This window comes from Pseudomonas kielensis (genome assembly GCF_030505375.1).
In the GTDB taxonomy this organism is placed as follows: domain Bacteria; phylum Pseudomonadota; class Gammaproteobacteria; order Pseudomonadales; family Pseudomonadaceae; genus Aquipseudomonas; species Aquipseudomonas kielensis.
This window is the reverse complement of the sequence record NZ_CP130043.1, coordinates 5,019,132-5,031,896: the sequence shown is the minus strand read 5'-3', so window position 1 is coordinate 5,031,896 and position 12,765 is coordinate 5,019,132. Positions and strand designations below refer to the sequence as shown.

7 protein-coding genes and 6 pseudogenes are annotated in these 12,765 nt (G+C 50.9%); 4 read left to right on the top strand and 9 right to left on the bottom strand.

The features are described from left to right. Positions 1-4: 4 nt before the first annotated feature. Positions 5-793, bottom strand: coding sequence for a cyclase family protein (locus tag Q1W70_RS23430; RefSeq protein WP_302098081.1), 789 nt, complete (start codon positions 791-793; stop codon positions 5-7). Positions 794-1,299: 506 nt separating this feature from the next. Between Q1W70_RS23430 and Q1W70_RS23425 the strand changes: the two are divergent. Beyond that, positions 1,300-2,360, top strand: a pseudogene (locus Q1W70_RS23425) (OprD family outer membrane porin); the annotation flags it as partial. 33 nt (positions 2,361-2,393) lie between these two features. Here Q1W70_RS23425 and Q1W70_RS23415 read toward each other — a convergent pair. Further along, positions 2,394-3,794, bottom strand: coding sequence for a purine-cytosine permease family protein (locus Q1W70_RS23415; protein ID WP_302098079.1), 1,401 nt, complete (start codon positions 3,792-3,794; stop codon positions 2,394-2,396). Positions 3,795-3,956: 162 nt separating this feature from the next. Then, entirely contained in the window at positions 3,957-4,955 is a 999-nt protein-coding gene (locus tag Q1W70_RS23410) for an AraC family transcriptional regulator (protein ID WP_302098077.1), read from the bottom strand. Positions 4,956-5,330: 375 nt separating this feature from the next. Between Q1W70_RS23410 and Q1W70_RS23405 the strand changes: the two genes are divergently transcribed. The 3 genes and pseudogenes from Q1W70_RS23405 to Q1W70_RS23395 all read left to right on the top strand — a co-directional run. Continuing rightward, entirely contained in the window at positions 5,331-6,398 is a 1,068-nt protein-coding gene (locus Q1W70_RS23405; RefSeq protein ID WP_302098075.1) for a porin, read from the top strand. Positions 6,399-6,545: 147 nt separating this feature from the next. Next, positions 6,546-7,043 (top strand): annotated as a pseudogene (locus Q1W70_RS23400) (nickel/cobalt efflux transporter); the annotation flags it as partial. A 176-nt stretch (positions 7,044-7,219) separates the two neighbouring features. After that, positions 7,220-8,390: pseudogene (locus Q1W70_RS23395) on the top strand (Y-family DNA polymerase); the annotation flags it as partial. A 175-nt stretch (positions 8,391-8,565) separates the two neighbouring features. On the opposite strand, the gene tspO reads toward Q1W70_RS23395, so the two are convergent. The 6 genes and pseudogenes from tspO to Q1W70_RS23370 form a co-directional block, all read right to left on the bottom strand. Next, positions 8,566-9,006 carry a tryptophan-rich sensory protein TspO gene (gene tspO, locus Q1W70_RS23390; protein ID WP_302098070.1) on the bottom strand — a complete coding sequence of 147 codons (441 nt, stop codon included), beginning with the start codon at positions 9,004-9,006 and terminating at the stop codon, positions 8,566-8,568. A gap of 445 nt (positions 9,007-9,451) precedes the next feature. Beyond that, positions 9,452-9,886: pseudogene (locus Q1W70_RS27385) on the bottom strand (methyl-accepting chemotaxis protein); the annotation flags it as partial. Between the two features lie 102 nt (positions 9,887-9,988). Continuing rightward, positions 9,989-10,675 (bottom strand): annotated as a pseudogene (locus Q1W70_RS27380) (PAS domain-containing protein); the annotation flags it as partial. A 211-nt stretch (positions 10,676-10,886) separates the two neighbouring features. Then, entirely contained in the window at positions 10,887-11,897 is a 1,011-nt protein-coding gene (locus Q1W70_RS23380) for a zinc-dependent alcohol dehydrogenase family protein (protein ID WP_302098066.1), read from the bottom strand. 55 nt (positions 11,898-11,952) lie between these two features. Beyond that, positions 11,953-12,249, bottom strand: a complete 297-nt coding sequence (locus tag Q1W70_RS23375) for an ArsR/SmtB family transcription factor (protein WP_302098064.1) — start codon at positions 12,247-12,249, stop codon at positions 11,953-11,955. A gap of 192 nt (positions 12,250-12,441) precedes the next feature. Further along, positions 12,442-12,549 (bottom strand): annotated as a pseudogene (locus tag Q1W70_RS23370) (transposase); the annotation flags it as partial. Positions 12,550-12,765: the final 216 nt, after the last annotated feature.

Below are 12,765 nucleotides of genomic sequence, written 5' to 3'. Positions count from 1 at the left end.
CTCGTTACTCCACCAAGGCCAAGACGCGCAGCGGGCTTCCGGATCCAGCTTGGATTTTGAGAGGGGCAGAGAAGATCAATGCGCCAACCGGTGGCAACTGATCCAAGTTGTTCAGGCACTGCAGACCGTACTTGTTAGCGCCATGCATCAGCGTATGACACGGGTAAGGAACAGGCCACGAATACGATTGCCCTGCATCAGTGTTGATCGTTTCAACGCCGAAGCCATGAACGTCGCGCTGATGAATCAACCACTCAATTGCTTGTTGCGAAGGGCCTGGAGTATGAGCGCCGTCCTCATGGATGTTCAGGTATGCCTGCGCATCAGGAAGCCGTTTCGACCAATCTGTGCGTAAGAACACCCAAGCACCTTTAGGGATGCGACCGTATTGGGTTTCCCATCTCTCCAGAAACTCCACGGTAAGAACCCAATCTTCGTGAGCCGCAACCTGGGTGCTCGCATCAATCACGACGGCGGGTGCAATGAAATTGGATGGAGGTATCAAATCCACCGTGTTCGCCGGGTGTTCACGCCCTGAGATCCAGTGCGCAGGGGCGTCGAAGTGTGTGCCGGTGTGCTCGCCGCAGGTGAAGTTGTTCCAGTACCAGGCAGGGCCGGCTTCGTCATACATCGAAATTCGTTCAATCTTGAAAGACTGTACTTGGCCAAAATGAGCAGGCAGTTGAAGTGCTGGGAAATCTGGAGAAAGTGTATGGGTTAGGTCGATGATCTTGACCTGACCTACAGAAAGTTGTTCTGCTAGGGTGGCTAGGGTGGGTTTACCGGTATTCATAGATTTTTGCTCCTATATTGTGGGAGGCCGCTTAAGGCGCGTCGCGCCCGACCATGCAGCCATAGTCGCCTTTCGTGGAACGATGCCGATATCCAATTAGTGCATTAAATATCCTAAAACGGCATGTTTTGATAGTTGTGAATTTATGTCGCGATGCACGGACTGCCATGCGCTGTTGCCGCACTCTAAAATCCAGGCTCCAAGAGTTCTAAGGCTTTACGAGTCATATGTTTGTAATGCTGAAGTTTAATTCATGGCTTTCAGGTCTACAACTTCTCAACCTGATTTTAAAGTACAGAAAAACAAAATAGAGGTCGACAGATTTGTGCGAGCAAGCGTTTTCCGTTGATAGGTATTTCTGTGGGACTTATAGCCTGTCAGGCGCAAGCAGATTTTTTGAAGAATCGAGCTTGAGGCTGGGCTTGAGAAACTTTTATTTCGATTGAGATTTCAAAAAATCGGATGCTCCGAAGTCTAGGGTTGGTAACTGGAGCCAAGGGTTCGACCTTCAGTTCAAATCAGGCTACACCTCAGGGCCTGTACAGTTTGCTGTGGAAACCTCCAGCCAATTTGCTTACCGTCTCGATGGGGGAGGAAGGGGCCCGGATTCCATCATCCCGTAAGACCGAAGCCGAAAGGAACAAGTAAAAGAGTACGGACGCTCCGGAGCAGCGATTAAGCTTCGCACCTCTAAAGTCGAGATTAGGATAGGAGAGCATCGACCGACGCTGCCGGTCGCATATCTGGACGATTAGCGGCAGCTGGTGACTACCTACCAGGGATCAACCGTGGAGTCCAAAGAGTGGTGCGGATTGACTTTGAATGCTGGGCGTTTCTGGACGTTCGCATCCCGAGAGTCTTCCAATCGTGAAAAACTCTATCTTCTGGGCACCCCGGATCGGTGCAGCGACGGTTTGAATTTCGACGGTGTTACCTACACCTTCATCCCATCACTCAGTATTAGTTATTTCTATGCGCAGCTTAAGGATATCTACGATCAAAACTATTTAGGGCGGACGTATACCGCAGATCTTGGCGATGGCTACTCGTTGAAAAACGACATGGGATACTACAAGGATACTGGCGATGGCCAGCAGTTAAACGGGAATTATGACAACAAATCGCTGGGCTTGATGACTTCCTTGCGCAAAGGCGGGCACGCTTTCACCGTCGCACATCAAGAAATGAATGGGTCTGACCCTTTTCTCTTCTTGGCTATGCGCCACAGCTTCATCTGGTGAACTGGTCAACGATTGCCTTCTATCTGTCGGAAGAGCGTTCTTGGCAGGCCCGGTATGACTATGATTTCACGAGCGCCGGTATTCCTGGGCTCAAATTCATGACGCGATACATGAAAGGTACCGACATCGATCGAGGAAATGGGATGTCGCATGGTCTGGAAAGCGAGCGAAATTTTGTCGTAAGTTACGTCATGCAACAAGGAGCTCTGAAGGGCTTGGGTTTGGAGGCGCGTAATATCCAGGTCAAAATCCGATACGGTTCTGACTTTGATGAGAATAGGGTGGCGACTACTTACACATGGAAGTTTTGGTGGTTGAATGAATAATAAAGGCCAGCTTGCTGGCCTTTATTATTTTTCTCAGGTAGCCGTTGCCAGTGATTTCTTTCGTCCAATTAAGCGAAGCATCGGATAGAGGACGAATGAGGCTACCAATGAAGTGGCGAATTCAATGGGTATCCACGTTTTGAGTACGTAGTGAGCCAGCACAAAGCCAACTCCAACGGTGACCACTCCAGCCCAGTTCACCTCTGGTGTTAATTGTCCTTCGTCGAATTTAGCGACGATAAGGTAATCGGCAATGATGATGCCGGCAAAACAAGTCGTGAGCACACCTAGGATGGTGATGAAGCTGTTGACCCACTCTAGGATAGAGCCCGCCAACATCAAGCAAGCCAGTACGTTGGCCAGGATGACAAATAGGATTCGGCCTGGTCGCCACCCGAATACCACATCCGCCAGTCCCGTCAGGGAAAGCGAAGCACTGTAGGTGTTGAGCACCTGTGCCTTACCTTGAGCAAGGAAAAGCATTACAGCACCAAGGCTGCCAGCAAAAATGACAAAAGCTGCGGCAACGCTGTCTGGGCTTTGCAGTACCGCCTGCAACGCCGTCTCATGGTTCATGCCTCGTGCCACGTAGTAGTCCACGAGCTGCTCTGTGCCGGCATACATGATTACCGCGCCGAAAATGAGCATCACGATATCCATGAACACGTTTCCGAAAATGGCGGCGATCAGAATGTCCTTACTGGATTTGGCATAGCGGCCCAGATCGCCATCAATCAATGCCAGAGCCCCTGCAGAGCCGATGAGCACATTGATGCAGAAGACAAATTTCCCCATCTCGGTATCTGCCCCCATCGCGGCCAGGGCCTCAGGAGGAAATTGCGCTCCGAAGGTCAGCACCGTCTGCCAGCTCTGACCTGACGAATGAATGACGTCGAACACCATGTAGACGAGTAGCGCGAGGAAAGCGACTAACGTAATGGAGGAAAATCGAGCTACGACCTGGAAGCCGAAGGCCGTCAGTAGGATCCACACAAGTGACATCACCCCATAGACCGCGACCTGCAGTAATACGGTGTCTTCGAAGCCAAGCCAGAACAGCAATCCCTTGTACAGCAGGGCGTTCTCAAGGGCGATGAACCCTATGATCATGAAGCCGAATGTCAGCGCCACGAGCACGGAGCCTTTGCGGCCAAAGCCGTGCTGACGCGACAGCATCGAACTCGCAAGTCCCGTCTTGTAGGCAACGTGTCCTACTCCCCACCCCAGGAGCGCGCCTACTACAGTCACGACAAGGCCTGCGATTATGCCAATCCAGATCCCGGCAACAAATGTTACCAATGCGCCGAGAAATATCTGGATGAGCGTCGTGACAATCCCGGTGGTATTCCAAGTTAACTGAAGCCAGTTTTGTCGTTCATTGGAAGGGACAGACTCTAATGAGTGATCGTCTGTTGACTTGCTAAAGGCGGCCATATGCTCTCCGATTTTTGATGGCAAACGGGGCTCTTCAGTAGGTAATACCGGGGCCCTGTCGGAGATGATAAGTTCGCTCAGTATGGCCTTAACTCCAATCCAGATAGGGAGCGAGATCTATCCAGTTTTTTTGATAGGGCGCCACCACTGGAGTGGTTTTTTTCATTTTCCTTTAGATTCGAACCGTCGAGAGGTGACGCTGGGACTTTCTCCGAATAAAGCGCGATACTCAGTTGAAAACCTTCCCAAGTGCGTGCAGCCCCAGCTTAAAGCGATAGTCGAAACGTTTGCACAGGATCGATCACTTAGAAGCGCTTCTCTGATTTTGGTAAGTCGATACTTTTTCAGGTAAGCCATGGGTGAAGTATTCATGCTTTTTTTAAAGTCAGTTAATAATTTGTAGCGCGAAATACCTGCAGCGGTCTCTATGTCCTCTAAGGAAAGCTCGTATTTAGCATTGAGCTCAATAAAGGCTCTCGCCTTTTTAATGTGGGGTGGGATAGATTTTTCACTGGTTTTGATTAGCTCGTCGGTGTAATTGCTGGGCTGGCTGAATAGTAGACTTTTTACGATAATAGACTCGATCTCGGCAGCAAGATGCATTTTGCCGAATGCGCTCAGCCCTAGGGGGCTTTCGTTAAGGTAATATTTTATAAGCCCCCACCAATTTCCCGATGCCCCACTTGTTGCGTCAATGGTGGGTGAGAACTCAAGGCGGGCGGATACTTGGCGCCCAAGAAGGTGCTCAAGCTTCTCCTGCAAGAGGGCGGATGGAAGGGTCAGTTGAATCTTCTTGCACAGCTTGTCCATTGAAAGGCGTTGAGCCTGGAATGGCGCGATTATGCAGCCTGTATTTTGATCAGAAAAAATGCTCCGTCCTTGAAGTGTCAATTCCTGCGAGCCTGCAACCGGTAGACTTATGCAGAAGTTATCGAAATGGGCGAGTTCATCCACGGCAATCTGCGCATCCGTTCCATATTCGATGTACCCGATGGTAGCTGTATTAAGCACGCGTCCGACGTGCCGGAAGCCAATATGGCCAGGCCGGGCGACGCTCAAATCATGAGGCCCGCAAATGCTCGTCATCCAGGCGTGAGCCCCCGACTCGTCGCTTCTTGAGATATCAATGTCCAGTTGCGGTACGCCATTGAACGCTCTCATGATCACGCTCGCTACACTTGGTTGTTTTTTGCAATTGACTGTTGATTAATTAGATATTTCAAGTGCAACGAGGCTTGCTTCATAAATTATTGCACTAAGTGGATAGTATCTACAGAGAATGTACTATTATCGCGGGATATTGGTGAGTTTTCCATACCCGCTGGGGCGTTGGCTGCGGCTCAGTGTAACGGTGGTTGTTCAATGAGTAATTGAGTTTAGGATGTTCCCCCGAAAGCGGATAAAAATTTACTCTGTTTTGGATAGTCGGCGTGCATCGGGGGATCGTAAAGTTGGAGCAGCAAGGGGCGGCAATTACCTCCCAAATGCAAAACCTACTGAAATCTGCCGTAACTCATAAATACAAAGAGGCTGATGATGAAGAGCACTATTGCCTTGGCTTCACTCCTTTGCTTGCCAGCAATCGCTGATGCTGAGGATTATTTTAAGCCTTACATTCTGACCGATGTGGGCTGGAATACAACTAACAACATCGGAGGGGAGCAAGAGTACCACTATCAAGAGGGCAGGCTTTCGCCAAACTTCTTCGGGTTGAAGGGGGAGGGCAGCATTACCGATGACTACAAGGGAGTGTTAAAGCTTGAATCTGGATATTCGTTAGAAGATCTCAGGATCACTGGTCATGGGATTTTTAGTAGGCAGGCTTATGGGGGTGTGAAAACACCCTATGGTGATGTCTTCATTGGTAAGCAGTGGGACTTCATGTTCGAAACTCTTTCCGCTGAGCGATGGGGTAAAAACCTAGGTTACGTATCGCTTTTCCAGGTTCATGCAGGGCCTTTCAATTTAGGGCTGCCTTTTGGGTCTATCGATTACAACCGAATTGCGGGCGGCTTTCCAACCGGGAACGCTGTGAAGTATAAGACGCCAAGCTTAAATGGCGTAGTGCTAGGCGCAATGTATGCGGAAGGGGACAAGAGTAGCTCGAATAATTTCGGGCGCACGACAAGTTACAGTGCTGCATATTCAGAGGGGCCTCTAAGGCTGTCAGCGGCATACACCAACGCCGAGCATAAATCGATCAACGATGGTAAAAACGGTATAGAAAACTACGGCACCGGCTTTGCTTATGAGTTCGGGCCTGTCGTCTTGGATGGTCTATACACCAAGACGAACAACACCTACACCGACGCGGGCATCGACTCGTATCTACTGGGCGTATTGGTTTCACTTAACGACGAGTCAGGCGTTTACGCTAACTACGCATACATGGATGGGAATGCCAAGCTTGGGAACGCTAGCGCGAATCAACTCGGCCTTACCTATTTTTACAATTTCAATCGCTACTTACTTGGCTATGTAACCGGCGTCTACCAGATCACTGGTGGGTCGGAGCAGAACGCCTATATTTCTGGCGCCTACGGTATTTCCGATGCGAGGGAACAAAGTGTTTTGCAGGCCGGGCTCCGCTTCTACTACGAATGAGGGCTGCCCTCTAAGGCCAGGAATGAGGCCTTAGGGGATCCGAACAGCTCGCACACGACATCTCGGCTTGCTCTTCATGAGAGTGATGAGCGTCTTGCGCAATCTCCCAGGCCGGCTGTTGCGACATCACTGACAACGTATAGGTATGCCCGGCCCAGGCTTGGGCATGCGGGTCACTCCCATGATTACGACCTGGAATACCAGGAGCATGACCACGGGCATGCGCATTCCGAACTGGAAGGTCTGGAGTTGTCGATTGATGACTACCAGGATGCGCATGAACGTGCTCATGCAAACGATATCCGGAAGCGCGTTACCAACCGTGAAGTCACCACGGGACAGATCGTCGTGTTCGGTTTGACGGGCGGTTTGATTCCTTGTCCGGCTGCCATCACCGTTCTGTTGCTGTGTCTTCAGGTTAAAGAAGTCGCGCTGGGAGGCATGCTCGTCCTGTGCTTCAGCATCGGATTGGCGCTCACCTTGGTCACTGTCGGTGCTGTGGCAGCTATTGGTGCTAAACAAGCTTCCAACCGTTGGCCATGGCTGGGTACTGTTGCTCGGCGTGCGCCGTACCTGTCGGGTGTCTTGATCATCGGTGTTGGTCTGTACGTAGGCTTCCATGGCTGGATCGGTTTGCACGTATAGCAACGAGTTGAGCATCACCAGATCCCATAACATTGACGCAAGTCACGATGGAAACGATGTAAGCCACCGTCACGATAATGGTTAAAACTACGAAAAATCGAGAAAAATGTTAGATCGTAAATTATCTTTAAAATCAGTAGCTTGCATATTGATAACTGTTAGCGTCATTCAGATATAACGATGGCTGTGTGATCGCCCACAGCGCGGACAGTAAGCCGTGCGTGAAAATGGGTGAGCCGTACTTCCAGATCAAGCACAAACTCAAGCAGCACGGCATCGTGGCCTTCTCGTCGAACTATTCGCTCTATTGAGACATGAGTGAGCAGGTGATGAGTGTGATCGAGTCAATGGTGCCTGCCGTGGAGGTCTTTCCTTTACATCGATGAAGCGTTCGCGGATTTGGCAGGTGTACCAGGTGATCTCGAGGCGCTCGGGCGACTGATTCGTGCACAGGTTTATCGCAGCACTGGCATTCCGGTGGGTGTCGGAATTGCTGCTACGAAAACCCTTAGCAAGCTCGCGAACCACGCGGCCAAAAAGTGGCAAGCGCAGAGTGGCGGAGTGGTGGATCTCCGTGATCAAACCAAGCGCGATTGGGTGCTGAAGAAATGCTCGGTCTCTGATGTTTGGGGAGTAGGGCGGAAGATGACTTTGCACCTAGAAGGGATGGGCATCAAGACAGCTTGGGATCTATCCAAAACCGATCCCTGGATGTTGCGCAAAAAATTCAGCGTGGTGATCAAGAAAACTGCGCGTGAGTTGGCCGGCACACTATGCCTTGAGCTCGATGAGCCTGATCCACCCAAGCAGGAGATCTCCTGCAGCCGAATGTTCGGCAAACGTCTCACCGAGATAGCACCGATCAAAGAGGCCATGGCAACTTACATGCAACGCGCTACGGAAAAGCTTCGGGCGCAACAGTCGTTGTGTAAGAAAATTCGAGTGAGCATACGTACCGGGATGTTCAATCTAGAAGAGGCCAAGTAAGCCAACGGTGTCCTGGTGGAGCTGCCCTATCCAACGGACGACGTTCGCTTGATGACCAAGGCCGCCTTGGACGCGGTGGATCGAGTCTTCCGGCCAGGCTTCAAATACAGCAAGGCCGAGGTGCTCATGCTTAACCTATGCCAAAAAGGCGAATACACCGAAGACCTTTTTTCGATCTCGCAGCCGATTGCCACTGAGAAGGTCATGGGCGTGTTGGACACAATCAATGGCCGATGGGGCAGGAGGACGATGCGCTTGGCCAGTGTGCCAAACGATCCCGACTGGGAGATGCGCAGGGAGATGATGTGCCAGAGTTTTACGACCAGAGTGGATCAGCTTTGGACGGTATATTGCAAGTGACAGGAGTTTCGCCATAGGCCGAACATCGAATTCGATGAGTGGATGTACACAGGTGATGCGATTGCGGATTCAAAAGCGCGGCAAACAGACGAGCTATTAATTGAAGGTGAGCATTTGCGCCAATGCTTGCTCGCCAGCAGGCGGTGGCGCTTCGGCATCCATACGGAAATAATCGTCAGTGGTTATTGCGCCAGATGGAAAAATTCAACGCGGCGGCTACACACAGCCAGGCTACGTAAGGAAAGAGGATCAGGCCAGTAATGACGTCAAGCTGCAGCGCCATCACCATCATTGCTAAGACCACCAGCCAAAGCAGCGTTAGGATCACCATAGCGGCGAAGAGTCGGTGCGCGCCGAAGAACACGGGAGTCCACAGTGTATTAAGTGCAATCTGTGCCGCCCATAACGCTAGCACCGCCTGACTTCCAGGTATCAGTGTTAACCGGTACCCGGCCCAAGCGAGCAGCAGATAGATCGTCGACCAAGCGATGGGAAACACCCAGTTGGGCGGCGTAAAGCCGGGCTTAACGAGAGATTCGTACCACTGGCCCGGTTTGAACAGGATGCCGGTGCTTGCGGCAGCAGCGCAAGCGAGAAGAAAAATGAGAAATGTCATCCCCAGTCCTTAGCTTTGGTCAGCTGTCCAAGGTTGTGAAGCCACGTCGGCAGTATAAAGAAATGACCCTCAATGAAACGAAAAGTTTGGAATGAGGGCTGACATTTCACTGAAAGCCATTTTTGTGGCTTATATTGGCCGAAATGCCAGTCGCCACCAGCAATGAAAATTTGTGTCGATGATGGTGGAGACGTTCTGCTAGAAGTCGTGCGTTTTATGTTTAGAAGCGCTTGGATTGACGACAATCGAAACGATTGCAATCGACGCAACCAGATTCGTAATTTGGCTTTTTTAGAAAATGATACCCCTACTGTGTTGGGTCAGATTCTCAATGGGCACCAACAGTTTGAAGACTAATGCCCGAGCCGGTACGAGAACTACTACACTTTTTCTCAAAACGATCATTCGGGCTATCGCAAACGCTGCCGCAGCGTGACGGTATTTTCTAACCCACCTGATTCGCAAACCTGCCCACCGCGTCGACTACTCTCTTGGCGCCATCCTGAATCTCAACAATTACTTGGCCTGCCTGCGTGGCAAGTTCAAGGCCTTGCTCTGCTTGGAACTTGCTGTTTTCCATCTCAGCTACGGTCTCATCTACTAGCTTCTGGTTCTGCAAGACAACTGTTGCGATTTCTTCAGTGGCTGTACTGGTACGCCCAGCCAATTGTCGCACCTCATCAGCCACAACCGAAAAGCCTCGACCCTGCTCACCTGCGCGGGCAGCTTCAATCGCAGCATTCAATGCCAACAGGTTTGTTTGTTGGGCAATGCTACTTATCGTCTGAATTATTGAGCTGATCAACAATGACTGCTTACCGAGCGCTTCGACCCCGCCAGAGGCAGTCTGCATATCAATAGCAATTTTACGCATGGTATGCATAGTGTCGTTGACTACAAGTGCTCCGCGCTGAGAACTAACATCCGTCTGTTGGGAAATTTCAAATGCAGTTTGCGCGGCTTTACTGACCTCTTGCTCACGGGCAACTTGGTCGGTGACTACCGTCGCAAATTTAACGACCTTGCAGAGTCTTCCTTCGGTGTCATAAACCGGGTTGTACGTCGCTTCCAGCCATACGGTTTGACCACGACTGTCAATACGTTCAAATCGACCTGCAACAAACTCACCCTTGTTCAAAGTTGACCAGAAGTCCTTGTATTTTTGGGATGAGGTTTCCTCTGGCTTGCAGAAAATACGATGGTGACTGCCCTTAGCTTGGCCCAAGCTGTAGCCCATCGCTTTTAAAAATTGGTCATTAGCCATGAGTACATGCCCGGTGAGATCGAACTCGATCACCGCCGTCGAACGAAGTAATGCGTCAATGAAGGAGGCGTTTTCAGATGTTTTCTCCACTCGAGAGGTAATGTTCGTCGCATAGGCGGTGATATGACTCAACTGGCCAGTCGCATCCGCAATGGGCTGCCAATGTGCATTAAGCCACACCAATGAACCGTCAGCATGTAGGTACCTGTACTCGTCAGTGATGGACTTGCCTGCGGCGACGGCTGCTCGAAAGTTGTGAAAGCACGGAAGCTTGGATACGTACTGCGGAACAATATCGGACATGGCACGACCTAGGAGCTGATCCTCGGTGTAGCCCAAAGCCTCTGCAAAACTTTCGTTGCATGCAGTAATTTTAAACGTCGAATCGATACTCAACGTTAGCATTTCACGGTTCAGCCCATCGCGTAGTTGGCGCAGCTCAGATAGCTCGGCTGCCTGAGATTGAAGCTGGTTCTTGATTTTGGTGTTGAACATGGGAAACCGCCTTTTGGGTCATGACAAGTCTATCGGCATGGCCAGCAGGATATTGAGGCCGCCCGACGGGCACAAAGCGAATCGCGAAACTTAGCGTTTGCTCATGCCCACTCATGCGCGATTAGATATCCAGGCAAATTTTGCCGAAATGCTGGTTGGTTTCCTGATACTTGAACGCTTCGACAATCTCGCTCAAAGGGAAATGACGATCAATAATCGGGCGCATGCCATTAGCATTGATAGCTCGGATCATGTCTTGCTGCTGGCTGCGGCTACCCACCAATACACCCTGCAGACGCACTTGCTTGATCAGTGCCGGTACAAAATTCATTGCACCGCTTACGCCACTCAATATCCCGATGATGGAGATGTGACCAGCAACCCGAATTGCAATCATCGATTGCTCAAGCGTCGCGGGGCCGCCGACTTCGATGATGTGGTCAACACCACGGCCACCCGTTAGAGCGCGCGCAGTTTCGCCCCAGTTAAGGTCTTTGCGGTAATTGATTACATGATCAGCGCCTAGAGCTTTCAGACGTTCAAGTTTTTCGTCGCTTGAAGAGGTAGCAATGACGGTAGCACCGGCCATTTTAGCGAACTGCAGGGCGAAAATTGAAACGCCACCAGTGCCTTGGACGAGCACGGTGTCGCCCGGCTTGAGGGAGTCATCGGCCATCAGGGCGCGCCATGCAGTAAGGCCGGCGGTGGTAAGTGTCGACGCTTCAGCATGGCTGTAGCCAGTAGGCGCGAGGGTGAACGATGTGGCTTTGGCCGTCACGTGCTCACGAGCGTAGCCGTCAATGCCATCACCTGGCACGCTAACAAAGCCTTCAACCAGGGGCGCACCGTTGATCCACTCCGGGAAGAAGGTGCTTACGACCGAGTCACCCACCTTGAATTCAGTGACATCTGGGCCGATAGCAATGACTTCACCGGCACCATCGGCCATGGGGATGCGTTTTTCGCTAGGGCCCCACATACCGCTGACCACCGCGAAGTCGTGGTAGTTGAGCGAGTTGGCGTGGAGGCGTACGGTGATTTCGCCACGCGCTGCGGCTCGGACTTCGCTGCTGCCAACCACAACATTTTCATAGCCGCCACCGGGTTCGACGAAGATAGTTTTGCTGCTCATAGGGGGTTCCTTATGTTTTCTAATTACGCGAAATAACGAAATGAAAATTTAAAAATTACAATTCGATGATCAACCTAGCCGCAAAGTCATCAATCGCCTGCTCATTGCGCCGGTAGTAAGTCCACTTTCCGATGCGGGTGGTTAGCACGAAGCCTGCGCGCTGCAAGATAGCTAAGTGTGCAGACGCGGTAGAAGGTGAAAGCCCGGCCTTGTGCTGCAAATGGGTTACGCACACTCCTATCGCAGGATCGCCATGATCCTGAGGTGGGAAATTACTGATTGGGTCTTTGAGCCACTCCATCATTTGCATGCGAGTGTCATTGGCCAGGGCTTTTAGCTGTTCGAGTATCATGGTCGGCAATGCTACGCTTTTTTACGAAATGTTCAATAAGTAATCTATTACCCTTCGCAAGGGTTTGAAATCAAAAAAACTCATCCAGCTGAATCGACCCTACGTTTATAGACGCATTGAATGACTACTTGGACTACCCTGCTCGGCGTGTTGTCATCGTCTTGCGGTCGTTTTTTCTCGAGGGTTGCGCTAGCGCTTTATCCAGGCAAAGAAGCTATGCGTCGACACACGAAGACGCGCCGCCACATCAGCGACAGGCAGCTTCTTTTCGGTCACTTGATTGACCGCTTGGATTTTGATTCTTCGAGATGAAGTGGGTTGCTCATGGCAACTCGTGATTGGCCTCAGTTTAAGGCACGGAGGTGTGTACGGAACCCGGGCCGATTCAGGCTTAAAGAAAATTCGATTTACCACCCTCAGTAATATAACGGCCAAAAAAAGCGGCTAATTGCCACTAGACAACTGATGCATAGCCTCGTACCTTCAGAACAACGTCCTACAAAATATTTTTACGCC